Annotated in this window: 19 protein-coding genes and 2 pseudogenes; 11 read left to right on the top strand and 10 right to left on the bottom strand. The window is 40.2% G+C overall.

Going from position 1 to position 25,108, the window contains the following annotated elements:
* Positions 1-170: 170 nt before the first annotated feature.
* From ACZ8ZH_RS11540 to ACZ8ZH_RS11525, 4 genes are all read left to right on the top strand, one after another.
* Complete coding sequence (locus tag ACZ8ZH_RS11540) at positions 171-713, top strand: GTP-binding protein (RefSeq protein WP_086208336.1); 543 nt, start codon at positions 171-173, stop codon at positions 711-713.
* A gap of 13 nt (positions 714-726) precedes the next feature.
* Positions 727-1,143 (top strand): roadblock/LC7 domain-containing protein, encoded by a 417-nt coding sequence (locus ACZ8ZH_RS11535; RefSeq protein WP_119063679.1) that lies wholly within the window; start codon positions 727-729, stop codon positions 1,141-1,143.
* A gap of 85 nt (positions 1,144-1,228) precedes the next feature.
* Complete coding sequence (locus ACZ8ZH_RS11530) at positions 1,229-2,218, top strand: hypothetical protein (RefSeq protein WP_086208334.1); 990 nt, start codon at positions 1,229-1,231, stop codon at positions 2,216-2,218.
* A 39-nt stretch (positions 2,219-2,257) separates the two neighbouring features.
* Positions 2,258-2,614, top strand: coding sequence for a hypothetical protein (locus tag ACZ8ZH_RS11525; protein ID WP_086208333.1), 357 nt, complete (start codon positions 2,258-2,260; stop codon positions 2,612-2,614).
* A gap of 98 nt (positions 2,615-2,712) precedes the next feature.
* Here ACZ8ZH_RS11525 and ACZ8ZH_RS11520 read toward each other — a convergent pair whose 3' ends face one another.
* Together ACZ8ZH_RS11520 and ACZ8ZH_RS11515 are read right to left on the bottom strand one after the other, a co-directional pair.
* Positions 2,713-3,585 (bottom strand): arginase family protein, encoded by an 873-nt coding sequence (locus ACZ8ZH_RS11520; protein ID WP_119063678.1) that lies wholly within the window; start codon positions 3,583-3,585, stop codon positions 2,713-2,715.
* Positions 3,586-3,588: 3 nt separating this feature from the next.
* Positions 3,589-4,551: a hypothetical protein gene (locus ACZ8ZH_RS11515; RefSeq protein ID WP_470247731.1), complete on the bottom strand. Its 963-nt coding sequence runs from the start codon at positions 4,549-4,551 to the stop codon at positions 3,589-3,591.
* 248 nt (positions 4,552-4,799) lie between these two features.
* Between ACZ8ZH_RS11515 and ACZ8ZH_RS11510 the strand changes: the two are divergent.
* From ACZ8ZH_RS11510 to ACZ8ZH_RS11495, 4 genes and pseudogenes are all read left to right on the top strand, one after another.
* Positions 4,800-5,171: pseudogene (locus tag ACZ8ZH_RS11510) on the top strand (alkane 1-monooxygenase); the annotation flags it as partial.
* Positions 5,168-5,329 (top strand): annotated as a pseudogene (locus ACZ8ZH_RS11505) (rubredoxin). The pseudogenes ACZ8ZH_RS11510 and ACZ8ZH_RS11505, both read left to right, overlap by 4 nt.
* A 662-nt stretch (positions 5,330-5,991) precedes the next feature.
* On the top strand, positions 5,992-7,626 hold the full coding sequence (locus tag ACZ8ZH_RS11500) for an arylsulfatase (RefSeq protein ID WP_213069986.1): 1,635 nt from the start codon (positions 5,992-5,994) through the stop codon (positions 7,624-7,626).
* A gap of 119 nt (positions 7,627-7,745) precedes the next feature.
* The gene (locus ACZ8ZH_RS11495; RefSeq protein ID WP_119063676.1) at positions 7,746-8,915 is read left to right on the top strand and encodes an OmpP1/FadL family transporter; all 1,170 of its coding nucleotides are present in this window, start codon (positions 7,746-7,748) and stop codon (positions 8,913-8,915) included.
* 115 nt (positions 8,916-9,030) lie between these two features.
* On the opposite strand, the gene ACZ8ZH_RS11490 is transcribed toward ACZ8ZH_RS11495, so the two are convergent.
* Both ACZ8ZH_RS11490 and ACZ8ZH_RS11485 read right to left on the bottom strand, forming a co-directional pair.
* Positions 9,031-10,566 carry an arylsulfatase gene (locus tag ACZ8ZH_RS11490; protein WP_119063675.1) on the bottom strand — a complete coding sequence of 512 codons (1,536 nt, stop codon included), beginning with the start codon at positions 10,564-10,566 and terminating at the stop codon, positions 9,031-9,033.
* 132 nt (positions 10,567-10,698) lie between these two features.
* Positions 10,699-11,964, bottom strand: coding sequence for an anaerobic sulfatase maturase (locus ACZ8ZH_RS11485; RefSeq protein ID WP_110974546.1), 1,266 nt, complete (start codon positions 11,962-11,964; stop codon positions 10,699-10,701).
* Between the two features lie 339 nt (positions 11,965-12,303).
* On the opposite strand from ACZ8ZH_RS11485, the gene ACZ8ZH_RS11480 reads away from it, so the two are divergent.
* A complete protein-coding gene (locus ACZ8ZH_RS11480) occupies positions 12,304-13,371 on the top strand; it encodes a 4-phosphoerythronate dehydrogenase (protein WP_119063674.1) in 1,068 nt (355 codons plus the stop codon).
* Positions 13,368-14,351, top strand: a complete 984-nt coding sequence (gene epmA, locus ACZ8ZH_RS11475; RefSeq protein WP_119063673.1) for an EF-P lysine aminoacylase EpmA — start codon at positions 13,368-13,370, stop codon at positions 14,349-14,351. Before ACZ8ZH_RS11480 ends, epmA begins: the two co-directional genes overlap by 4 nt.
* 55 nt (positions 14,352-14,406) lie before the next feature.
* On the opposite strand, the gene ACZ8ZH_RS11470 is transcribed toward epmA, so the two are convergent.
* The 6 genes from ACZ8ZH_RS11470 to ahcY all read right to left on the bottom strand — a co-directional run bounded on the left by ACZ8ZH_RS11470 (position 14,407) and on the right by ahcY (position 24,353).
* A complete protein-coding gene (locus tag ACZ8ZH_RS11470) occupies positions 14,407-15,630 on the bottom strand; it encodes a multifunctional CCA addition/repair protein (RefSeq protein ID WP_119063672.1) in 1,224 nt (407 codons plus the stop codon).
* Between the two features lie 83 nt (positions 15,631-15,713).
* On the bottom strand, positions 15,714-17,993 hold the full coding sequence (locus tag ACZ8ZH_RS11465; RefSeq protein WP_086208872.1) for an NADP-dependent malic enzyme: 2,280 nt from the start codon (positions 17,991-17,993) through the stop codon (positions 15,714-15,716).
* A gap of 140 nt (positions 17,994-18,133) precedes the next feature.
* Complete coding sequence (locus ACZ8ZH_RS11460) at positions 18,134-21,010, bottom strand: bifunctional diguanylate cyclase/phosphodiesterase (protein ID WP_119063671.1); 2,877 nt, start codon at positions 21,008-21,010, stop codon at positions 18,134-18,136.
* 164 nt (positions 21,011-21,174) lie between these two features.
* Entirely contained in the window at positions 21,175-21,909 is a 735-nt protein-coding gene (locus tag ACZ8ZH_RS11455; protein WP_110974551.1) for a 16S rRNA (uracil(1498)-N(3))-methyltransferase, read from the bottom strand.
* Between the two features lie 40 nt (positions 21,910-21,949).
* Positions 21,950-22,786, bottom strand: coding sequence for a methylenetetrahydrofolate reductase [NAD(P)H] (gene metF / locus ACZ8ZH_RS11450; protein WP_119063670.1), 837 nt, complete (start codon positions 22,784-22,786; stop codon positions 21,950-21,952).
* Between the two features lie 184 nt (positions 22,787-22,970).
* Complete coding sequence (gene ahcY, locus ACZ8ZH_RS11445) at positions 22,971-24,353, bottom strand: adenosylhomocysteinase (protein ID WP_119063669.1); 1,383 nt, start codon at positions 24,351-24,353, stop codon at positions 22,971-22,973.
* Between the two features lie 221 nt (positions 24,354-24,574).
* On the opposite strand from ahcY, the gene ACZ8ZH_RS11440 reads away from it, so the two are divergent.
* Positions 24,575-25,108 (top strand): cysteine peptidase family C39 domain-containing protein, encoded by a 534-nt coding sequence (locus ACZ8ZH_RS11440; RefSeq protein WP_119063668.1) that lies wholly within the window; start codon positions 24,575-24,577, stop codon positions 25,106-25,108.

Here is a 25,108-nt window from a genome sequence, read left to right as displayed (position 1 = left end):
AGCATTATTTAATATATAGAAATGCATCTAAATAAGATTAAAAGGTATACAAAAAGTAGGGAAATATGTAATTAAGTTTTACTAAATGGTTTATAAAATGATGTTTTTTGTCAATCAAATAAAATATAATGTGAACCAGTACACACTTTTTCGCTATTTGGGACTTCTGAATGATATTACAGCAATATAAAATTGTTTTTGGAGGAACAATGGGGGCAGGAAAATCTGCTGCTATCCAAGCATTATCTGATATTTCTGTAGTAACAACCGAAGCTGTCAATACCGATACAGAAGCACACCATAAATTTTTGACGACTGTCGGCATTGATTATGGGGAAATTAGTCTAGATGACGGTACAAAAATTGGTTTGTACGGGACACCTGGTCAAGATCGTTTTGACTTCATGTGGTCCATTGTTTGTAAAGGGGCAATAGGGACCGTGGTATTAATTGATCATAGTCAAACTGACCGTTTGAAAGATCTTGAATTTTATTTAAATGCTTTTGCAGATTATGGCTCAAATATTGTGGTGGGAATTACTCATTTAGATGAAGAGCATGAGCATAAGCTGAAAATTTACCGTGATTGGATGCAAATACATCAAAAACAATTTCCACTATTTGCGGTAGATGCACGTAAAAAAGATGATGTCTTGCTGATGATAGAAACGTTAATTGCAACACTAGAATTACAAGCAGAGCCAGTCATTTAATAGGTAGCTAAAAATGAATAATCCTCGTGAAATTCCGAAAGAGTTGATTGAATACGCAAATTTAGAATTACAGCATTTTTTAAATACTGTTGCTGGTATTGATTTTGTCATGCTATGTTCATCGGATGGCTTTGAACTTTGCTTAGCTTCGAAAAAAAATATAGAAAATAAAGGAAAAATAGCAGCGGTTAGTAGCTCTATTTTGGCGATGGTTTCTGCTTTTATTTCAGAAATCCAACTTGTGGGTTGTCAGACAATTACGCTTGATGCTGAAAATGGAAAAGTATTTTTAACGGCAGTTAATCACTCGAAATATCCAATGGTGATGGTTGCTGTAACCAGCACAGATATTTTGATTGGACAAATGTTGTATTACTACAAAGAATTAAGTGAAAAATTGGCAAGCCAACAATTGAGCATTGCCTCATAAAATGGATGCGGTTGAACTTTTTTTGTTTAGAGTGAAATGGCGTGCAGTCATGATCTCGATAGATGATTTTTTAGTGGGTTCATGAATGAAAAATGTATTAAATATTGCGATATTTGGTTTAAGTTTGAATTCATTAGATCAAATCAAAACACAGATATTACTTTCTTTACCTAAAAATATGAATGTGAATTGGGTAAATCTTGCTGAACAAGAAATTGATTTGTTACTCGTTAATGATGCCTTTTTTAACGCACCTGGCATTCAAAAACTTTTATCTCTTCAGAGTGTTGCTTATCTACGTTTGGTTAAAAAGGTAGAGAATGCAGGACGAATTGTAGGGGATCAGTTATTTTATCCTCTGCCTAATGCTGAATATTTACGTGATTGGTTATTCAAAAAAGTCATTCCACAGTCAGAGTTGATGTCATTTGAAATACCATCCATGGAAATGACACATACGCAGCTGACACCACTGACGGTTTTAAACCCTGAAATGACGACGGAACAAGTATTTAATGAAATCTTTATTCCACGCAATGGGTATATTCAGTTATTTGATGCACAAGGTTTTCTTGCATTGGTAGATACGCGTACGGAGCGTGTTTGGGTCAATCCGAATAAAACGATTCAATTTAATGAAACATTGAATCAAACCTATGCAACGGCACAAATTGTACAAGATACGATAAAAGACAAAGAAGTCTATGACTTAAGAGTGTGGTTATGGAAGGTTGTAAATTCCTCGCCATCAATGGATTTACCGAAGGTAGATCTTAATCAGAATTTTAAGCTTGATATTTGGCCACAGTTTGAAAAAGATTTGCAACGCCGTGACTTTTTAAAAATAGCTGCCTGTTTTTCACAGGGTGCTCATATTGCAGATGTAAAACAGGCTCTGAATTTAAGTAATGAAAAAGTATTGAATTTTGTAGCATGTGCTGTTTTACTGCAATTAGGTCGTTTTATTGATCAAAATGAAGTGAAGTATCATATAGATACAAAACAAGTAGAAACTGGTCAAATGAATAAACTACGTGGCTTTATTGGAAAGTTACGTAGAAAACTTGGTCTTTGATTTTTTCCGGGGTAACCCTATAACTAGAGGTAAAATAATATGGCGCGTATTAGTTTAGATGCGTTAACAGGTCTTGATGGTTTTGTTGCTGCTGCACTTGTTGATAGTGAGAGTGGTCTAGCACTTGCGACTCAAGGCGGTGGGGTAGACTTAGAATTAGCAGCAGCAGGTAATACTGAAGTTATTCGTTCTAAGCGTAAAGTTGCGAAGGCTTTACAATTAAATGACAACATTGAAGATATTTTAATTACTTTAGGTAAGCAGTATCACTTGATTCGTCCTTTGGATACGAATGAAGCGTTGTTCTTATATTTAGTTTTAGATCGTTCTAAATCAAACTTGGCAATGGCTCGTTATGAGTTAAAAGGTTTTGAAAAATCACTTGATTTTTCTTGATTTTCTAGAGTAATTAGCCATGCTAGTATATTTCGATATGCTGGCATTTTTTATGCGTTATAGGTTGGCACTGGTGAGTGTACTAAATACTGCGATCCCTACTTGGCATAGTAGGTTTTGTAGGCTGTTTGAAAGGTACTGACATGCAGTTTGACCAGTTCAGGTAGCCTTTGATAACCGCCAGCTAAAACAAACATTAGTGGAAATTGGTGCTTTTGGGCTAAACGAAATACGATTTCATCTCGTTTTTGAATAAGTTCCGTACTAAACCATGAAGAACCGCAAGGGTCATTTTGATGGCAGTCCATGCCTGCCTGAAAAATAATCAAATCAGCTTTCCACTCCAAAGCGAGGCTAAAAGCTTGGTGAATCGCTAGGATATACTGACTAAAATTTCCATTGGTTTTATGAATATGATAGGTTTCAGCTCGTTCATAAGTTGGACAGCCAAAAGCCAAACCATAGATACTATAATTAAAAAGATTGCTCAAGCGACGAGTAAATTCTGCTGTTCCATTGCCTCCATGTTGATCACAATCAATCACAAAGATACGTTTATCTGGGAATTGTTGAGCCACTAAAGCCAGTCCATTAAAGCTACAAAAAGAACCCCCAAACTCATAAACGGCATGATGAAATCCTTGAGCAATATTGGCTGAGATTTGGTGTTCCCAAGCCAACTCTGCAGCCAGAATTTGACCTGCATTGATGTGATAAACTGCATCACGGAGTTGAGGATTCCAAGGTTTAAACCCTTGTAGTGTTGCTAACTTTTCAGGCAGTCCTGTATCAAAGGCTTCTACATACTTAGGGTCATGGAGTTGCTTTAGTATGTCTGTAGAAATTTTCTTCGGTGTATGAAATTGCACTATGCCTAAATCATTTAGTGCTTCCGCCACCGCCGTCAATTTTTCCATACTATTGGTATGAGTGCGAGCGTAGTATTGAGGTGAGTAGCAGACGTTTAACATAGTTTAGTTCTTCACTTGCGCAGTGGCGACATCAAGCAGTTGTTGTAATCGCGTGGTTCCAGGACTATATAAACCATTGTCAATTTGCTGTTGATAGTGGGTTGTAAAGGCTCTTGACCGATTTTCAGGAGACACTGCCAAAGTCGTGAGTCGTAAGAACCAAAACCCACTTACTTCTGTGTAGGGGATAACATAGCCTTTAAACTGTTTATTTTGAGTTTTGTTTTGAATGGCATCTCGATCATAATCGACCGAAAATAATGAGCCTGCTGGCAAACAAACACCATTCATTAGTATAGGTTTGAGACTAATACAAGAGTGATCATCTCCCATGTTCAGTTTTTCTAGTAAGAGGGGTTGCTGTTCCTCATCTACAAAGATATTGATTTCACCTTGTCTTAGTACTCGTCCATGGGCAATTTTAAGGAAGAAGTTTTCAGCCATTGGGCATGAGCCGACTTTAGGCTTTTCTGTTCGAGTCTTTAATTCGACTAAACCTGTGTTAGTTGAGGTTTGAGGTAAAATAATATCTGCAATCAGTTGGCATAAAATCTGACTTTCTTCTAATTGAGCTTGTGCTGCAATGTGTCTTAAATTTTTCTGTCTTTCAAAATGGTCATGTATTTGTGCTGAAAGAAATGTGGAATTTGGGCCAGCCAAATGTTGTTGTAAATTTTCATTGAGGTCTAAGTTATGCCAGTCTGAAATTAGATATTGAGACTGTTCAAGTAGTGCCTTCAACGCTTTGGTATCATATTGATCGAACAATTTTAAGTCGATGAAGTCTTGGCTCAAGCGTGGGCTGTTGATGTATTCAGCTAAAACACGTGTGGCTTGTGTATAACCGCAACCTCGACGTTCAGCCTGATGTGAGAAATGTTCATTTAACATTTCAGCCAGCTTCGTAGACAGAGGGAAAACATGTTGTTTAAAGAGTTGAATAATTTCGTGATCTGTCTCGCGCATCCTTGCCCCAAAAATAACTTTAAGATCTGATTTATTATACAGTTTTATCAAGAACTGATTTGAATATTTAACTAAAAAATCTTAATCAGTACTGTATTTGATGTTTTTAAAATGTTTGGTTTTTTCATTGCATTTTAGATATGAACGGATAGTTCACTTAGCGGTGTTTGTTTGGAGCTGACGATGGGCTCTATAGCATTATGGTGTGTAGCAAACTCAGCCTTAAATGTTCTCAAAAATTGGCTGCTGAAGCATATACGCGCACTCAACCTGAGCATAGTTGGAACGATAATAATTTAGTCGCCCACCTATTTTTATATCAGTTACAATGCCATTCAGATCATCATGTTTATCCAACACGTAGTTTTCAAACGCTGAGAAATTATGAAGATGTACCTCAACTTCCCGCAGGTTATGCCGCCATGATTTTACCTGCCTTGATTTCGAAGTGGTGGTTTAAACTGATGGATCAGCGGGTAGTCGAACACTATGCAAGGATCTTAAGCAAAATAAATATTGATCCAAAATCCCAAAAAAGAATTCATCAAAAATTTACCACTTTACTGTCTAAATCATCCATTACATCAGAGCAAGTTAGGACTCAAGAGGATGTAGGATGAAACGTTATCAATGTTTGGTTTGTGGTTTATCTATGATGAACAATCAGGTTGGCCGCAAGAAGGTTTTGTAGCAGCTAGAGCGTGGCAGGATGTGCCTGAAAACTGGACTTGTCCTGACTGTGGGGGCTAAAGCTGACTTTGATATGTTAGAAATCTAAGCAGTAAATACGCACCACATTATGATATGGGCGCTGTGATTCACTTTAGCCGTGCCCAAAATTCTTCTATGGGATGATTTTTCTATCAAACCATTCTATAACCATTCTTTCGCATGGTTGTTCTTCATTTCAAGACTGTTAATCTTTTCAAGCAGATTTATTACTCAAGGACTGAGTAGAAGTCATAAGCCATATTTTAAAGAAAGCCATGGTCATGGAGGAGTGTGGATTCCTTTAAAATATTGAGATGATTAAAAATAACGATGTGAAATCGAATGTGTAGAACTCAATAACTTCGAAAATCGCAAACATATTTTCTTTAAAGGATTAGAACCAAGATGGTTAATCAACTTGTTTGTATAACACTAGACGAAATTTTGGCTTCACCACGACTTAAAGTTACCAAGATTGCCCCCCTTTTTTTATTGCTATGCCCTATTTTTAGTGAGTGGTCTTTAGCACATTATTTACTGTAAAAATAATTTTTAGCTATGCAGGTTTTGATACATAGATTGCAACATTTATTTATAGAGAATTTAAAAATAAGTATACATAAATAATTGAACTTTAATAAATTTTATACAGATTAAATTTCTAAGAAATAAGTTCTGGCAAAAGTCGGAAGGGATACTTTTATCTTAAAAACGGTCAAGGAGGATACCATGCGTATTATGAAGTCTAAGCTGTGTTTATCTATCGGCACTAGCTTATTGTCGGTAGCAATAACAACAGCACATGCTGCATCTGCGAAAACATATCAAACAGGGAAGACGATTGCGAACGATCCTTTTTTGAAAGCAGTAGTCAGTTCTGAGCATATGGAACCTGCGATTATTCATCCTGTGCAGAGCGTGGTAGCCCAGAAAAAAATTGAGGCATATAAACAAAAAACAGGGCGTACTCCTAATATTTTGATTTTCATTGTTGATGATATGGGGTGGGGGGATATTGGTGTGAATGGTGGAGGTGAAACGGTGGGTGCACCGACACCAAATATTGATAAATTGGCACAAGGGGGTTTGCGTTTTACCTCATTCTATGCACAACCACTGAGTACGCCTTCTCGCGCTGCAATGATGACAGGTCGTCTGCCAATACGTACAGGGTTGGTCCGTCCTATTTTGACAGGTGAAAAACTCAAAGCAAATCCGTGGGAGGGTGAAGTTACTGCAGCAGGTCTTCTCGACAAAGCGGGCTACCGCACGGGCATGGTGGGAAAATGGCATTTGGGTGAAATTGATGGAGCTTACCCACAGCAAAATGGTTATGACGAATACTTCGGTTTCTTGCAAGTGGTATCGAACTTAACCGAGATGACCGATGAACGTTTATATCCAAATTTAATCCACGACCCTGAGCGTTTAGAAGCAATGTGCACGATTCAGCCTCCTGAAATTACCAGTGGCGTCAAAGGCGGGGCGCTAAAGGTTGAGCAGTCGATTAAAACTATTGATGACATCAGCAAAATGGATCAAAAATTTGCAGATTACTCCGACAGTTTTATCCGTCGTGCAGGTAAAAAGAATGAGCCGTTTTATCTGATACATTCATTTTCACGATTACATAATGATAATTATCCTGCTCCGGGTTATGCAGGCAAGAGCCCCGCAAAATATCCCTATAAGGATGGGGTGATTGAGGTCGATGATATCGTTGGTCGTCTTATGAAGACGCTGAAAGATACAGGTCAGCTTGAAAATACAGTCGTGTTCTTTACCTCAGACAACGGAGCCAATGAAGATGTTTGGCCAGATTCTGGGTTTCATCCATGGAAAGGGGGGAAAGGCACCACATGGGAAGGGGGAATTCGTGTACCGGGTATTGCGTATTGGCCAGGCATGATCAAAGAGGGACGTGTTAGCGACGGTCTTTTTGACATTCTTGACTTATTTAACACATCCGTTGCACTAGGTGAGCAAACAAATCAAATCCCGAAAGATCGTTACTTTGATGGTATCGACCAAACCAGTTTCCTACTGGCTGATGACGGTGAGTCAAACCGTGAAACTTCATACTTCTATTCAGGCAATCAGTTCACATCACTGCGTTGGAATGAGTTTAAAGTGCATTTCAAAGTGATGGATACTACTTCGCCACGTAAAAATATTGATAGTACTTTGTTGGCAGTCGCCAACCCAGCACCGTGGGCATACAACTTATACCTTGACCCCAAAGAGCAAATTCCAAGCCATCATGGGTTTGAATGGGGTTATCCACGTGCCCTGAATCTGGTGCGTTATCACATGAGCACCTTTCAGAAATATCCAGCCAAAGACATTGGTTTGGGTGTGCCTTAATTCAGTTTGAGCAAAGATTCTATTCACTAGAACAAAAAGCGATGCAATCACTCACAGTGACTGCTTTTCAGCGGAATGAAACGTAGTCACTGGCTTAAATATTCACTAAAGGATTAGACATGAAATCGAATCAAAAGTATCTCATAACTGCAATATTGTCTGTATTGGCAAGTCAAGCCTATGCCGCAGGTTTAGAGCGTTCCCCACAACAAATTGATGCGCTTTTTGAACAGGGAACTTATGCAGAAGTAGGCTACACCCATATTTCACCTGATGTGACAGGTGACGATTCAAGTGGGCATTCTCTTTCTGACATGGCGGAAGATTATCAATCTCTGAATTATGCAGTAAAGACAGATTTAACCCCGAATTTACGTTTAGCGGTCATTTATGACGAACCATTTGGTGCGAAAGTGAAGTTTGATGGGACAAATAACTTCATTGCAACAGACCGTCCAGCAACAGATGCTAAAACCCGTGTCGATGTGCAATCGAAAAATATCACTGCATTATTGGGCTATAACCTGAATAAAAATGTCATGATTTATGCTGGACCTGCACTGCAAGAGATTGAAGCTAATGTACATTTACGTGGTTTAACCTATGCTGCCAATAGTGGTTATAACAACAGCTTTGATGATATGGCTATTGGTTGGGTGGCTGGTTTCAGCTATGCCAAGCCTGAAAAGGGCATTTTAGCCTCACTTACTTATCGTTCTGAAATTGAGCATAAGACAACAATTCAGGAAGATGTGCCATTGGCTGATAAATTGGGTATGGATTATTCACATTATAATCAAGGCAGTATTACTACCCCTGAGTCTGTCAATTTAAACATGCAAGCAGGACTGAATATGACCACTGCTGTGTTTGCAAAAGTACGCTATGTGCCGTGGAGTAACTTTGCCTATTATCCACCTATTTTAAAAGCATCGACCGTGGCTGCTTTGGGCAAAGGTTTACCTTTAGTGGATTATTCTGACGATCAAACAGCAGTTGAAATTGGGCTGGGGAAACGTTTGGCTCCGAAGCTTGCCATTGTGGTTTCTGGTTTATGGGATTCAGGCGCGGGTGATCCAGCTCCGACTTTAGGGCCTGTGGATGGATATTGGGGCGCGGGTTTGGCAGCAAAATATAACTTTAATGAAAAACTCGCATTTAGTGTCGGTGGTCGTTATATGTGGTTTGGTGATGCCAAAGGTGAAACATCTGACCGTCGTATAGTGGGTGATTTTAAAGACAATACAGGTTATATCGTAGGCATGAAGCTGTCTTATTCTGCTAAATAAATTGACAGTGTAATAGTAAGTCGTTAGTTGTTTTAAAGAGAAAACCCCTACAGATTTTCTGTTCTTTGGAACAAAGTATCGTAGAGGTTTTCTCTTTAGCTTACCTTAAGTTGAATTAACGTCCAGCAGGCTGATTTTCAATCATACTTGCAACTTGGTCGACTTGGACAGACATACTCTTTTGACTTGGCGGGAAGTCTTTAAAGGTTTTCACAAACTCTCCAATCTGCTCTCCAGCTGGACCTAAAATCCAGCTTCTGTTTTCAGCCCATTCATCATAACCACGCGCCTCGGTGAAGCGTTCAAATGGATCCATTTTCAGGTTAATGATATATGGACTGGTCATTGCTTCTTGAGTAGAGCGGAACCAACCATCTTGTTTGGTGAATAGTAATTTCCAATCTCCATAACGCATGCCATGGAAAGTAGTTTCCGTAAAGTAATAGAAATCTTTACGTTTAGTTTTGCCTTGGTTTAATAAAAGATCACTTTGATCATAACCATCTAAATGAACTTTATAATTTTTCCCACCAATACGCTTACCTTTTAATAAATCCTCTTTCAGCGTCTTATCACCCACCCAAGACATTAGTGTTGGCATCCAGTCTTCCATGGTCATAAATTCGCCAGTTGATACATTGGCAGCAATGTGACCAGGCCATTTGACGACTAAAGGAACACGGAAGCCACCTTCCCATCCTCCTACACCTTTTTCACCATGGAATGGTTGGTTACCACCATCTGGCCACGAATTTGATGCTGCGCCATTATCGGTTGAGAACATCACAATGGTATCTCCGCTTACTTTTAAGTCATCAAGAAGCTTTAAAAGTTCACCGACACCATCATCCATTTCAGCAACACCATCGGCATAGACACCATAACCGGTTTTACCATCATATTTCTTATTTAAGTGGGTTTTATAGTGTGTTCGTGTCATGTTGTGCCAAACAAAAAACGGCTTATCTTGTTTAACTGCATCTGAGATAAAACGCTTAGATTGTACCAAGACTTCTTCATCAAGATTACGTTGGCGTTCTATACCAAATGGACCTAAATCTTCAATTTGTTGTTTGCCATTACCCAAAGCTTTAGAGTGGATCACACCACGCATTTTTAAGCCTAATTTTTGTTGTGTTGCTTCATCTTTCGGATAGTCTTGTTGCTCACCATACTCACCCGCATTTAGGTGATAGAGAATTCCATAAAATTCATCGAAACCATGTACAGTGGGTAAGTGTTCATCTCGATCACCCAAGTGATTTTTACCAAATTGTCCTGTGACATAACCTTTGGCTTTCAGCATTTCGGCAATGGTTGGATCTTTAGATTTTAGTCCCTGTACTGCTCCTGGAAGTCCGACCGTACTCAAACCTGTACGCATTGGGTATTGCCCTGTAATGAAAGCAGCCCGACCAGCTGTAGAGGATGCCTGTGCATAATGATCCATGAAGGTCATGCCTTCTTTGGCAATACGATCAATATTAGGCGTGGTACCGCCCATCATGCCACGGTGGTAGGTGCTTAAATTCCACATCCCAACATCGTCGCCCCAAATGACTAAAATATTAGGTTGCTTTGCAAATGTGGTTGCAGACAACAACGCTCCGCCAATTAAGGCAACAGAGCGTGCAATTAAACTCTTCCGCATGTTATTTCTCCTTGTTAGGATTGTTATGAAGCAATAGAGATTTTTTTCACTCAGTTCGCCTTAACGAACTTAGCGATGTTTTTACGGTTGTTCTAAAAATAAAAATTTATAGCTATGTTAAAAGGATTTTTTTTAATGTGATTGCAAGCGTTTCGCAATATCATGTTTAGATGAAGTTGCGGTGTGAAAAAATTTTTTTAGACCTGAGCAGAGGTAATGTAAGCCTGCTTCACCATCAGGTGTTTTCAAAAAACGATCTTTGGGGCAGTCACCCCAACAATACTGCAAATATGGACATTTTGTACAATATTTAGGCAGGGATTTGTACTTTGAAAAAGAAAACTGTTTTTGCTTTTCAGAAAAGACCAGATCACCTTGATGAAAGTCCTGAATATTTCCCAGTTTATATTCAGGATAGACAAAGTGGTCGCAGGAAAATAAGTCACCATTATGTTCTATAGCTAGCGCTTTACCACAAATTTGTCCTGATACACATTTTTGAGCACCATAGCCAAACATCATCGAAACGATATTTTCAAATTGATCGACAAAGACCTTACCAAAGTCTTTTTGTAACCATTCTCCCCATACCCGAGAAAGAAAGTAACCCCAATCATCGGCTGCAATAGACCAGTCTGTAACGACGGAATCGGCTGTCCCAGGTTGTGTTGCAGAACTGCCTAAAGTGGGTAAGTCATCTGGATTCCAATAACCTGGAGCTGTTTGCTGAAACTGTGCACTTTCCATCCCAGGTATAAACTGGATCATACGAGGTTGGACTTGATCGCGGAGAAAACGATATACGTCGATTGGACGCTTTGCATTATCACGGTTGACCACACAAAGTGCATTGAAAGGAATTTGGTAGAGATGCAGAAGTTTCACTGCCTGCATGACTTTGCTATGGGTCGGCTTTCCACCTTTGTTATAACGATGTTTATCATGAAACTCGGCAGGGCCATCAATGGATAGACCGACTAAAAAATTATTCCGTTTGAGAAATGCACACCAGTCTTCATCGAGTAAAGTGCCATTGGTTTGTAAGTCATTTTCGATACGTTGATTGGCTTTTTGATATTTTCGTTGTAGCTCAACCACTCGTTCAAAAAACTCCAAACCCATAAGAGTAGGCTCACCCCCTTGCCAACTAAACACAACTTCATCTGCGGTTTGAGACTCGATGTATTGTTTAATGTGCAGTTCAAGAAGAGACTCTGTCATGCGGGGTGTTTTAGGTTGATGTAGCATGTCTTGCTTATGTAAATAGAAGCAATAACTACAGTCTAAATTACACTGCGCACCCGAAGGTTTGATCATGACATGATATCGGTAAACTTTTCCCATCAGTTGGGCCGTTTTAAGTGGTGGGGATTCATTTAGAGTTGGAATTCGCTGCATGGCGTTTAAGTCCCCTTATCGTTTTTAGTTAAATATTGTTTTTATCTTAATCGTTTATTCTCAATCAATACTTAAAGATGCAATGCATAGGCTTATGCAGCATGGCACTTTATCGTTCAATATACTGAGTGAATTTTTTAATCATTCATGCTGAATAGTTATTTTACTTATTCTAATAGAGAATAAATGAAAAAGGCAATTCCATAAAACTATTATGTCTTTTATTTTTTAAAAATAAGTGTGGAATATTTAGGTTTTTAACTTAATGAACGATAAGGCAACATAGTGTTGTACTCACTCAAGGGGTATCATAGCGCTAACAAAGCGTTGGAATAGATTATGAAAATCGTGGCAGATGAAAATCTCGCATTTACCGATTATTTTTTTGCTGAATTTGGTGAAGTCGAACAGAAAGCAGGGCGTACTTTGACCCATGCCGATGTTGTAGAAGCGAAGGCATTATTGGTTCGCTCTGTGACACAAGTTAATCCAGCTTTAATTGATAATACAGCGCTTGAATATGTCGGTAGTGCAACGATTGGCACAGACCATTTAGATATTGAAGCCCTTGAAAAACAGAATATCCACTGGGCAAATGCTGCGGGCTGTAATGCACAGGCGGTGGCTGAATATGTGATTACCGCTTTACTGCATTTGAACCCAGCTTTTATAGATGCTAATGAACGTTTTACTTTGGGGATTATTGGCCTAGGAAATGTCGGTTCTCGCTTAGCCTATATGGCCAAACTATTGGGTTGGAATGTGATCGGCTATGATCCTTTTGTACAGCAAGATGTGATTCAGCAGGTCGATTTAAATACGCTATTAAACACTGCCGATGCCATTTCATTGCATGTTCCACTCACGAAAGCAGGGCAGCACCCGACACATCATTTAATTAATACTGATGCTTTAGCTGCAATGAAGCCTACGGCGATCCTAATCAACTCTTCGCGTGGATCTGTTGTTGAAGAGCAAGCTTTATTGGCAGACATCGAAAAAACACAGCGTAAAGTGGTATTAGATGTCTTTGAGTATGAGCCTGTGATTTCTGAACAAGTATTGAACGCTGTGAGTCTAGTGACGCCACACATTGCAGGTTATAGCTTAGAAGGCAAAGCGCGTGGTACACAAATGATCTATGAGGCCTTTTGTAAAACCTTTCAGTTTGAAGCACATAAAAGTTTCGAGTCGCAGTTGCCTGTGTGTGCTCAGTATTTTGAAAGGCAAGATTTGAAATCTGCACTGCAACAGCATTTAAATGAAATCTATCCAATTTTACGAGATGACCACGCTTTACGTGCTTGTTTAAAAGAGGGAATGGTTGACCAGAAAGCCTTTGACCATTTAAGAAAGACTTATCCATTACGCCGTGAATGGGCTGCACATGGGGGGCCAAAGGCATGAGTCAGGACGTGATCCACTATCAGCCAACCTGTGATTTAAAAGCCATGCGTGCTCGCGCGCAAATGTACAGCCAAATTCGTCAGTTTTTTGCTGAACGAGAAGTACTTGAGGTTGAAACCCCTATATTATCTCAGGCTGGTGTGACGGATGTACATTTGGCTTCCATTCAAGCGCAGCGTCATGTACAGGGCTCGCAGCAAACGCATTATTTACAAACCTCCCCTGAGTTTGCGATGAAGCGCTTACTCGCCAGTGGCTGTGGGCCGATTTATCAAGTCTGTAAGGTTTTCCGTGATGATGAACATGGACGAAAACACAATAGTGAATTTACCATGTTGGAATGGTACAGACCGAATTTTAGTTTGAAGGATTTGATGTTTGAAGTGACCGATTTATTGAATGTCACATTAAAGCAGCGTTTTGGTGAAGTTCGTCCAACCATTTTAAGCTATAAACATGCATTTATGGATCGTTTGGATTTGAACCCACTGCTAGCTAGTTTGAAAGAGCTAAAAGACTGCTGCAATCGCGTGGGTTTAAATTTGGACTTGGGTGATGACCGATTGGGTTATATTGATTTACTCTTTTCGCATTTTGTAGAGCCAAGCTTAGGTTTTGATACCCCAGTATTTTTAACTGACTTTCCGCCAGAACTTGCTTCACTTGCCAAAACCAAAACAGATGAAGACGGTGAGCTAGTTGCAGCACGTTTTGAGTTGTACATCGAGGGTTTAGAGCTCGCCAATGCTTATGATGAGTTGATTGATGCTGACGTGTTACGTTCACGCTTTGCAGCTGATAACGCAGAACGGGAAAAGTTAGGTTTACATGTGATGCCGATTGATGAATTTTTATTGGCTGCTTTGCCTCAAATGACCGCATGTGCAGGTATTGCTTTAGGTGTGGATCGTTTATTAATGGTTGCAACTGAACAGATGCAGTTGGAAAAAGTAATTACTTTTCCCGCATCCATTTCTTAAGTGAAATGAAAATAAAGCGCCAAATAGGGCGCTTTATTTTTTTGTTTATAAAGATTCAACTGTATTGAGTTTTCAGCACGCCAATGGCATGTATGCGACGTTCAATCAGCATTTCACCAATATCAGGGCCTTGGATATCTGCAGGCAGATCTTGAGCTTTAATATTTCGCACAACCTCCATCGCTTTTAAAACATATTGAGACTGCGGGTATTCACGATCTTCAAGTCCTAAACGACCACGTGAGTCGCATTCACAGGCCTGCACAAAGGCTTCAACCCGTTCAGGACGACGCAATACATCTAAGCGTTGCAGTAAGCGCCATAAAGTCCCTGGTTTTAAGGTGAGGGCTTGATGACATTTCAAATGTTCTTTGCAGACCGTAATTGCAAGTTGTTTCATCTGTGTTGGGACTTTTAGACGCTCGCACACTTCAGTCACAGGTTTAACTCCACGTTCTTCATGCATGATATGACGTGGTAACTCATCTACAGGTGTTAAGGCTTTACCTAAGTCATGTACGAGAACAGCAAAACGAACATCTAGTGCATAGTTGGCGCGGCACGCCTGTTGTAATGACATCATGGTGTGGATGCCACAGTCAATTTCAGGGTGATATTCAGGGCGCTGCGGAATACCGTAAAGTGCCTCGATTTCTGGAAAAAGTACTTTTAAAGCACCACAGCGACGTAGCACTTCAAAGTATTCATCAGCATGATCTTCCATTAGGGCGCGGGAGGTTTCTTTCCAAACGCGTTCAGGTGTTAGCGCCTCAAGTTCGCCCGAGTTTGCGAGTTGTTGCATCAGTGCCAACGTTTCCTCTGCCACTATAAATCCTAGGGTTTTATAACGTGCCGCAAATCGAGCAATGCGTAGGACGCGCAGTGGGTCTTCTACAAAAGCATCGGAAACATGCCGTAAAATACGTCGTTCTAGGTCTCGCTGACCGCCATAGGGGTCATATAGTGTGCCGTCATCATCCATAGCGATGGCATTAATGGTAAGGTCGCGTCGAATTAAATCTTGTTCTAGGGTGACGGAACTATCGGTATAAAACTCAAAGCCATGATATCCCTGTCCTGACTTACGTTCAGTACGGGCAAGCGCATATTCATCTTTGGTTTCAGGATGTAAAAAAACAGGAAAATCTTTACCTACAGGTTGGAAACCTTGGGCAAGCAGTTGTTCAGGCGTTGCACCGACAACTACATAATCTTTTTCGTGATAGGGATGACCCAGAAGCTGATCTCGGACCGCACCACCTACTAAATAAACTTGCATGAAAAAACCTCTATTCTTGCAGCCATCATGCTACAGAATAGAGGTTTTCTCAAGTCACAAGACGAGACTATCTCAACAAGTGATTAGATAGCGTTTTTCTCAGCTTCTTGAACTTCGGCTACAGTCAGCGCTGTCATGTTGACCAAACGACGTGTTGTTGCTGTCGGTGTCAAAATATGAACTGGTTTAGCTGCACCTAATAGGATAGGACCAATAGTAACATTATTGCCTGAAGTTGCTTTTAACAGGTTAAATGAAATGTTGGCTGCATCCAAGTTCGGCATGATCAGTAGGTTCGCAGAACCTTTGAAGCGTGAGTTTGAGTATGCAAAGCTACGGATGTTTTCATCCAATGCTGCGTCTGCATGCATTTCACCTTCAACTTCAAGTTCTGGCGCAATTTGCGTTAAAATCTCAAACACTTTACGCATTTTTTGTGCGCTTGCATCCGTTTGATCTGAACCGAAGCTTGAGTGAGAAAGTAGCGCAACACGTGGTGTCATGCCAAAACGGCGCACTTCTTCAGCAGCTAAAATAGTCATTTCAGCCAGCTGTTCAGCCGTTGGATTACGATTGATGTAAGTGTCAGCAATGAACAGGTTACGGTCTTCAAGCATTAAAGCATTTAGTGTAAAGAAAGAGTTATGACCTTCTTTTTTACCAATGATGTTTTTAACGAAATCTAAGTGAATGTCGTAGCTTGAATATGTACCACATAACATACCGTCTGCTTTACCATGTTTCACCAACATCGACGCGATCAAGGTTGAACGACGACGTGCTTCACGTTGCGCATATTCAGGTGTTACACCTTTACGCTGCATGAGTGTGTAGTAGTCATCTGCAAACAGTTCGTAGTCAGGATTTTTTTCTTGATCCACAATCGTGATGTTCACACCATGTTCAAGACGTAAGCCTAACTTTTTGATGTTCGCTTCAATAACTGCCGTACGACCGACTAAAATTGGTTTTGCAAGATCTTCATCAACCGCAATTTGTACTGCACGAAGTACACGTAGGTCTTCACCTTCTGCATAAGCAATACGTTTTGGGTCAGATTTTGCCTGAGCAAAAATAGGCTTCATCATGAACGCAGAGTTATAAACAAACTCAGACAGACGTTGACGGTAAGCAGAGAAGTCTTGAATTGGGCGATCAGCCACACCAGAGTCCATTGCTGCTTGTGCAACAGCTGGTGCAATTTCCAAAATCAGACGTTGATCGAGTGGACGTGGAATAAGGTAGTCACGACCAAATGATGCTGATTTTTCACCATAAGATGCCGCATCTGCTTCAATGTGTGCCATACGCGCAATCGCATATACACACGCGATTTTCATCTCTTCATTAATCGTCGTTGCACCTACATCAAGGGCACCACGGAAAATGTAAGGGAAGCAAAGTGCGTTATTTACTTGGTTTGGATAGTCTGAACGACCTGTTGCCATGATGACATCATCACGAACTTCGTGAGCATGTTCAGGTAGAATTTCTGGATCTGGGTTTGCAAGTGCAAAGATAATTGGATCTTTTGCCATGAGCTTAACCATTTCTTTGGTTAAGATACCTGCAGCAGATAACCCAAGGAACATGTCTGCGTCTGCAATCACGTCAGCCAGTTGAGTGCCGTCGATGTCTTGTACATAACGCTTTTTAGACTCGTCTAAGCCTTCACGCTTAGTGGTAAGCAGACCGCGAGAGTCAGCTACAATAATATTTTCTTTCTTCGCACCAATTGCACAAAGAAGATCTAAACAAGACAATGCAGCAGCGCCTGCGCCTGAAGCAACGATCTTGATTTCCTCAATTTTTTTGCCATTTAACTGTAAAGCGTTCAGCAAAGCAGAACCAACAATAATAGAAGTACCATGTTGGTCGTCGTGGAACACAGGAATATTCATGCGTTCACGTAGTTTTTGCTCGATATAGAAACACTCTGGCGCCTTGATATCTTCAAGGTTAATACCGCCAAAAGTCGGTTCTAATGCAGCAACAATGTCCACGATTTTGTCAGGATCATTTTCTGCAATTTCGATGTCAAAAACGTCAACACCAGCAAATTTCTTAAACAGTACGCCTTTACCTTCCATAACAGGTTTAGACGCTAAAGGACCAATGTTGCCTAGGCCAAGTACGGCTGTACCGTTACTGACCACAGCAACTAAGTTACCACGCGCTGTGTAAAGCGCAGCAGTAGACGGGTCGCGTTCAATCTCTAAACATGGTGCAGCAACACCTGGTGAATAAGCTAAAGCTAAGTCACGTTGGTTGACCAGCTGCTTGCTTGGTGTAACGCTGATTTTCCCTGGAGTTGGAAATTCGTGATAATACAAAGCTTGCTGTTTTAATGATTGATCGTCCATCTGAATCTCTTTGTAGCGTGGGTTAGCCAGCGGAGCTGGTGGTTTTTTAGTAGACAAGACCGAATATACCATTAGTTGCTGGCATATCCCAGTGATAGCTGATGCTTTTTAAGTCAAACTTAGAGCTAAAACCACCTGATTTATATTAAGTATGTATAAGCGGGCAGTTCGAGGTTATCTTTGAGATACTGAGTTGCGTCACGCTGGGCAAGTGGTTTGGAAAATAAGTAACCTTGAGCGATATCGCATTCAAGGTTTTGTAAGTAGTTTAGTTGCTGCTCAGTTTCGATACCTTCAGCGACGACAGTCATGCCCATGGCTTTCCCCATTGCAATCATGGCACTGACAATCGCTTCTTGTTTGCTGTGCCCAATTTTTGAAATAAATGTGCGATCAATTTTTAAAGTGTCGATTGGGAAGTCGGTCAGATAGGACAGGGATGAATAGCCAGTACCGAAATCATCCAAAGAAATGTGGATGCCACGTGATTTGATGGTCTCAAGTAAATTTTTAACTTCAACAGAGTTTTCTACTAAGGTGGACTCGGTTATTTCTAACTCTAGGCTACTGCCTTTGATTCCATAAAGGTGAAGTGCCTCATCCAAATCTTTGAGGAGTTGACCACGTTGTAACTGTTGTGCAACCACATTGACAGAGACACAAATGTCCTCGAAACCAAGTTTATTCCATTCTTGAATCTGTTTTGCGGTTTGTAGGATGACAATGCGCCCAATATCCGAAATCAGACTGGTTTTTTCCGCCATAGGAATGAACAGTCCAGGGGGAACTATACCTTTGGATGGATGATTCCAACGTACTAGCGCTTCAAAACCATAAATTTTTTGATCGTGAAAATTGATTTTTGGTTGATAATAGACCACTAACTCATTGTTTTGTATTGCCAGCCTTAAATCACGTTCTAAATAAATCCCTTCTTCTAAAGCAACGGTATTACTCAAAGTATAAAACTTGGTTGTATTGCCACCAAGGCGTTTTGCCTCGGTCAATGCTTGTTCTGCACAGTTATTTAAGTAGTCAAGTTGACGACCGTGTTCAGGGTATTGAGAAATTCCCATTGAAAGCGTAATGATATGTTCCTGACCAAAGATGTCAAAAGGTAAGCTAAACGCTTTATGAATTCGCTCAATATGCTGTTGAATAGATGGCCGAATATGTGAAATTTCATAGACAATAGCAAAATCATCGCCGTTTAAGTGAGCAACAACTAGAGCTTCTGCATTGGTTAAACGAAGGCGTTGTGCAACTTGACGGAGTAATTCATCTCCACCATTGTTGCTTAAAAACTCATTCAATGGTCGGAAACGGTCAATATTGAGACGAATAATTGCCAGTTGTTTAATACTGTCTTTTTGAGAGACGAGATACTGATGCAGTTGATAGTTATAATAAAAACGGTTAGGTAAGTCCGTTAATGTGTCGTAGTTTTCTAAATAAGAAAGGCGTTGTTCTTGCAGTTTACGCTCAGTTAAATCAGACACAATCCCAATATAATGGGTCACACGATCTTGATCATCAGTGATGGCATTCAGATGCATCCAAATACACAGTTCTTTGCCTGAAAGAAACTTTTCGTCTAGTTCACCATCGTATTCACCTTTTTTCAAAAGCTGAGCAATGATTTGGTTGTGAGTGGTGCGTTGATGTGACTTATAGTTGGCCACAATATCAAATAGATGTTTACCATTTATGTGCGCGGCATTAAACCCAGTGAGACGCTCAAAGAATGGGTTTACGTCGATATAACGCAGGTCTTCATCAAGAATGAAAATACCTTGTTCTGCTTGTTCAAGTACGCTTGCTGCGAGTCGTAAACGTTCCTGATTACTTTTTTCATGTTGAATATCACGTCGAATACCCACCATTTGTAAAGGCTTTTGTGTCATAGGATCTCGGGAAATGACACGACCAGTGTCATGTACCCAATACCATTTCCCATTGTTATGTTGCACACGGTAAGTGGCTTCATAACGATCTGAATGACCCCGTAAATGACTTTTCATAGACGACTTAAATAATGTAATGTCATCTGGATGAATCAAAAACTGTAGTTGGTTTTGATGTTCTGTGGAGTTTTTAACGACTTTTTCTTGTTTGTGATTGGTTAGTGAAATCGAACGATCTTTAATATTCCAATCCCAAGGGCGAATACCTGCGATTTTATGTGCAAGAGAAAGGTTTTCTTGTTTGTTTTTTAAATCTTTATTGATTTCATTTATGTCAAAAGTACGTTCACGTACTTTTTGTTCCAGTAACTGATTATTCAGTTGCAGTTGTTGCTCTATTTCCTTGGATTTATTCACTTCAGTTTGTAATTGTTTACAAAGATCATCGGTCCATGCCACTTGCATTTCAGCTTCTTTTTTCAGTTCGCGGTTTTTAATAGAGAGGCGCGAGGAATGCTGATTGATACGATTTGTTGCATTGGCACAGAGTAATATCACAATCAAAATAAAATTGACGGTAAGGTGAAAAATATTGTGATTGTTATCAAAGTAAATGAATTGAGAGAAGATATAGGGCGTAATTGATGGAATAAAGACTAGACAGAAATAATTAATTCGCTGGGTTAAATAGGTTAGGCAGACTGTTTGTGTAACAATGACCAAAAGTGCAGATAAAACCAATGCGTCAACAAAACTAAAATCACCTGATTGTTGGGGTAGATAATAATAAATACATACAACACCAGTCGCAACTAGACAGCCGACGGTTAAGCAAACACCTTGAATCCAACGATGTGCAGGATGAGTTGAATAGTTACTTGGCTTGAAATAGACTGTGCTAATCACCCATAAAATACTCAAAATAAACTCAGAAATGAAAAACCAAAGGTTAAAATAAAAAGAATCTTGAGAAAAATTATAGTGATATGTACAGAAAATATAAAAATTAAGAATCAGTAAGCTACTAATAAGAAAACGAATATGGCTAATGGAGTGCGATATCTGCGCAGTCTGCAAGTGCCGATCAAGATTTTCTGTAGAAATATCTGGCATGAATCGCGAAACCTTATTTTTTTTATGACCTAAAAATGTTCAGTTGTGAGTTTTTCAAGTTAAAAAACACAGTACAAAAATAAACTCAAGTTATGTTTTGATATAAGTCAAGGGTAATATTGTTGTACATAATAAGCAATATATTAACAGAACTAAAGGATGACTCAACCGTTTATGTGATTTAAATCACTAAATTTGTAATTTAGAATCGCTAAAGCGACAACTGGCGCAGTCTCTGTACGTAACACCCGTTCGCCTATACACCAGTTTATAAATCCGTGGTCATTGGCTGTCGTAATTTCAGCCTCACTTAAACCACCTTCAGGGCCAATCAGTAACGCAATGTTCGGGGTCGCTTCTGCCAAAACGTCGAGTTCTTCTTTGTTTGGTGCAAGCACAAGTCGAGTTGTTGGTAACTCTGTCGCGAGCCATTTTTCTAAGCCGACCGGAGCATGAATAGTGGGAACAAGGTTCATGCCACATTGTTCACAAGCCGCTATGGCAATACCTTGCCAATGATCAATCTTCTTTTGGTCACGATCATATTTCAAACGCATTTCGCAACGTTCAGATGTTAAGAGTTGAATCTCCGAAACGCCCAATTCAACCGCTTTTTGAATGACATAGTCCATACGGTCACCTTTACTCATGACTTGACCGAGTAAAGTTTTGAACGCAGGTGTGCGATTGGTTGGGTTGAAAGCAGTGACCTGAACTGAGGCTGACTTTTTGGCAACGTCACTTAAGGTCACTTCATACTCGCCACCTTGTCCATTAAATAAGGTAGCCGTTTCACCGACTTGAGCGCGTAAAACTTTGACCCAATGATGAAACACCGTTTCAGTCAGTTCGACAGTGTGATCAACATTGAGTTCTGCTTCCATAAAAAAACGAGGCATTCGGTTTTACTCTCAAATAGGGTGAATCTGGTTTAAATCCTTATGCTAAACCGAGGTCTAGTACAAGTTGACGGGTAGGATCAGTGGTGTTCATGGTGTAGAAATGCAAACTTGGTGCACCACCAGCAATTAAGCGTTCACATAGTTTTACAACCACTTCATGACCAAATGCTTTAATGCTTGCGGTATCGTCACCATAGGTTGCCAGTTGCTTGCGAATCCAACGTGGAATCTCAGCGCCTGTACCATCTGCAAAGCGAATTAAGTTGCTGGCATTGATAATTGGCATAATGCCTGGTGCTACAGGAATATTCACCCCTTCTTTTTGAATGCGATCTACAAAGTAGAAGTAGGCATCTGGATTAAAGAAGAACTGAGTCAGTGCGGCATTCGCACCAGCATTGGCTTTGTCGCAAAAGCGTTGAATGTCTTGGTCAAAGCTATCTGCTTGAGGGTGCATTTCAGGATACGCAGCAACCTCAATTTTGAAATGATCGCCCGAATGTTCACGGATAAAACGTACCAAATCCGTAGCATAAGGCAATTCGCCTAGGCCAACTTGACCTGAAGGCAAGTCACCGCGCAACGCGACAATACGGTCAATACCTTGATCTTTATAAATGTCGAGTAACTCAGCAATACGTGCTTTGTCATCACCAATACAAGACAGGTGAGGGGCAACAGGTGTGCCTTTACCATTAAATTCAGCAATGGCTGCTAAGGTACGTTCACGAGTTGAACCGCCTGCACCATAAGTAATTGAGAAAAACTCTGGATTTAAGAGTTGTAGTTCTTGATGTACGACTTTGAGCTTCTCTGCGCCCGCATCCGTTTTGGTCGGGAAAAACTCAAAAGAAATAGGAATGTGTTTCGACATGTTCAAATCCTTTTTATAAATGCTTTTTATTTAGACCTCTTCCTAGCCCACTCTTGCGCGTAGCTTTAAAGCAGTGCTTAAAACTCGCTTTACAGGAGAAGGGGACTTTCACTATAAATTGAATTAATAATGAAAAGTCCCTTCTCTCATTGGGAGAAGGCTAGGATGAGGGGAAATATAAAACTTAGTATTTATAAGCGTCTGATTTGAATGGGCCTTCAACTTGAACACCTAAGTAATCTGCTTGTACTTGAGTCAAAGTTGTTAACACACCGCCAAAACCTGCAACCATTGCCGCAGCAACTTCTTCATCTAATTTCTTAGGAAGGAGTTCTACACGGATTGCTGCTTGTTTTTGATCTTCTGCAAGATCCGCAAATTTTTCCGCGAATAAGTGCATTTGACCTAAGACTTGGTTGGCAAAAGAACCATCCATGACACGTGATGGGTGACCTGTTGCATTACCCAAGTTCACAAGACGACCTTCAGAAAGCAGGATTAGGTAATCACTGTCATTTTCAGAACGATATACTTGGTGTACTTGTGGCTTCACTTCAACCCATTTGTAACCACGTAAGTAGTTGGTGTCGATTTCAGTATCAAAGTGACCGATGTTACACACTACTGCGCCTGCTTTTAATGTATCTAACATTGCCGCGTCACATACGTGGTAGTTACCCGTTGTCGTTACGATCAAGTCAGTGTTTTGAAGAAGGTCAAGATTGATGTCTTCTTTTTTACTCGTTTGAACGCCGTTTTTGTACGGAGCAACAACCTCAAAGCCATCCATGCATGCTTGCATTGCACAGATTGGGTCAACTTCAGTTACACGTACAATCATGCCTTCTTGACGAAGAGATTGAGCAGAACCTTTACCTACGTCACCGTAACCGATGACAAGTGCACGACGGCCAGATAAAAGCATATCTGTACCACGCTTAATCGCATCGTTTAGTGAGTGGCGGCAACCGTATTTGTTGTCGTTTTTAGATTTCGTTACTGAATCGTTGACGTTGATCGCAGGAACTTTAAGAGAACCGTCTTTCCACATTTCAAGTAGACGTTGAACACCTGTGGTGGTTTCTTCAGTAATACCGTGAATTTTAGCCAATACATTTGGATATTTTTCATGAATAAGAGCAGTTAAGTCACCGCCATCATCCAAAATCATGTTGGCATCCCAAGGCGTACCATTCACATTGATTTGTTGTTCTAAACACCATACATATTCTTCTTCAGTTTCGCCTTTCCAAGCAAATACTGGAACACCAGAAGCCGCAATTGCCGCAGCAGCATGGTCTTGAGTAGAGAAGATATTACAAGATGTCCAACGAACTTCTGCACCTAATTCAACTAGAGTTTCAATAAGAACCGCAGTTTGAATGGTCATGTGGATACAACCAAGGACTTTTGCGCCAGCAAGTGGTTTTGCAGCAGCATAACGCTTACGTAGGCCCATAAGTGCTGGCATTTCTGCTTCAGCAAGTTTGATTTCTTTACGGCCGTAGTCAGCGAGTGAAATATCAGCAACTTTGTAATCTGTAAATGAAGCAGTAACCGCGTTCATCACGATCTCCTAATATAAAAAATTGATCATTCAGTTCGCGGATGCCGTTGTTGATTCAAAAGGGATTTGAACCGGATCGTCGAGCCTAGCGATTTCACATTTATGTACCTGTGAAAAAGTCGCAGCATCCCTCGACTAGCGAAGTATTGTACTTGGAAATTGATTTAGTTCCAACGATGTTTTGTTTATTATCAACACAATCATCTTTTTTGAATTGTGTTATGACCGTGAATATCCCTGAGTCCTTAATGAACCTTGAAGCCAATGGCGGTATCTATGCAGTATGGATGATGCTGCAACATTTAGGTATAGATGCAGAGATTGAACAATTGATTGATGTCTGTGCTTATGATGCAACGTTTGGCACCACAACGATAGGCTTGGCTGTAGGCTTAAAAAAGTTTGGTTTCAATGTGCATTTCTATACCGATGCAGATCCTGATCTTCAAGAACAAGAAAAACTGAGTTATGCCGAAGCTGAACAGTTAAATTTACCTATTTCGCCTGCAGTCAATTATCAACACATTCAGCAGGCGTTTGAACAGAATAACTTTATTATTGTGTATTACGATACTTTAGAAGGCGTCGGAAACCATTCACTGGTTTATTCTATAGATGAACAAGAAATCTGTTTCTTTGACAGTTTTGAGGCGATGCCTGCATCTGTCTTTGAACAACAGCGAAAAGCTGAAGGCATTTGTCGTCAGGTGATCATTATCGAGAATGCAAACTTTGAGACTCATGCAGAACATTAA

The sequence above is a fragment of the Acinetobacter sp. SW-226 genome, assembly GCF_055632855.1.
The sequence above is the reverse complement of the archived record's forward strand: the minus strand, read 5'-3'. Positions and strand labels throughout refer to the sequence as shown.

Excerpts from the sequence above, each read along its gene's own strand:
- ACZ8ZH_RS11540 (WP_086208336.1), top strand. The coding sequence starts at position 171 with ATGATATTACAGCAATATAAAATTGTTTTTGGAGGAACAATGGGGGCA.
- ACZ8ZH_RS11535 (WP_119063679.1), top strand. The coding sequence starts at position 727 with ATGAATAATCCTCGTGAAATTCCGAAAGAGTTGATTGAATACGCAAAT.
- ACZ8ZH_RS11530 (WP_086208334.1), top strand. The coding sequence starts at position 1,229 with ATGAAAAATGTATTAAATATTGCGATATTTGGTTTAAGTTTGAATTCA.
- ACZ8ZH_RS11525 (WP_086208333.1), top strand. The coding sequence starts at position 2,258 with ATGGCGCGTATTAGTTTAGATGCGTTAACAGGTCTTGATGGTTTTGTT.
- ACZ8ZH_RS11520 (WP_119063678.1), bottom strand. The coding sequence starts at position 3,585 with ATGTTAAACGTCTGCTACTCACCTCAATACTACGCTCGCACTCATACC.
- ACZ8ZH_RS11515 (WP_470247731.1), bottom strand. The coding sequence starts at position 4,551 with ATGCGCGAGACAGATCACGAAATTATTCAACTCTTTAAACAACATGTT.
- ACZ8ZH_RS11500 (WP_213069986.1), top strand. The coding sequence starts at position 5,992 with ATGCGTATTATGAAGTCTAAGCTGTGTTTATCTATCGGCACTAGCTTA.
- ACZ8ZH_RS11495 (WP_119063676.1), top strand. The coding sequence starts at position 7,746 with ATGAAATCGAATCAAAAGTATCTCATAACTGCAATATTGTCTGTATTG.
- ACZ8ZH_RS11490 (WP_119063675.1), bottom strand. The coding sequence starts at position 10,566 with ATGCGGAAGAGTTTAATTGCACGCTCTGTTGCCTTAATTGGCGGAGCG.
- ACZ8ZH_RS11485 (WP_110974546.1), bottom strand. The coding sequence starts at position 11,964 with ATGCAGCGAATTCCAACTCTAAATGAATCCCCACCACTTAAAACGGCC.
- ACZ8ZH_RS11480 (WP_119063674.1), top strand. The coding sequence starts at position 12,304 with ATGAAAATCGTGGCAGATGAAAATCTCGCATTTACCGATTATTTTTTT.
- epmA (WP_119063673.1), top strand. The coding sequence starts at position 13,368 with ATGAGTCAGGACGTGATCCACTATCAGCCAACCTGTGATTTAAAAGCC.
- ACZ8ZH_RS11470 (WP_119063672.1), bottom strand. The coding sequence starts at position 15,630 with ATGCAAGTTTATTTAGTAGGTGGTGCGGTCCGAGATCAGCTTCTGGGT.
- ACZ8ZH_RS11465 (WP_086208872.1), bottom strand. The coding sequence starts at position 17,993 with ATGGACGATCAATCATTAAAACAGCAAGCTTTGTATTATCACGAATTT.
- ACZ8ZH_RS11460 (WP_119063671.1), bottom strand. The coding sequence starts at position 21,010 with ATGCCAGATATTTCTACAGAAAATCTTGATCGGCACTTGCAGACTGCG.
- ACZ8ZH_RS11455 (WP_110974551.1), bottom strand. The coding sequence starts at position 21,909 with ATGCCTCGTTTTTTTATGGAAGCAGAACTCAATGTTGATCACACTGTC.
- metF (WP_119063670.1), bottom strand. The coding sequence starts at position 22,786 with ATGTCGAAACACATTCCTATTTCTTTTGAGTTTTTCCCGACCAAAACG.
- ahcY (WP_119063669.1), bottom strand. The coding sequence starts at position 24,353 with ATGAACGCGGTTACTGCTTCATTTACAGATTACAAAGTTGCTGATATT.
- ACZ8ZH_RS11440 (WP_119063668.1), top strand. The coding sequence starts at position 24,575 with ATGACCGTGAATATCCCTGAGTCCTTAATGAACCTTGAAGCCAATGGC.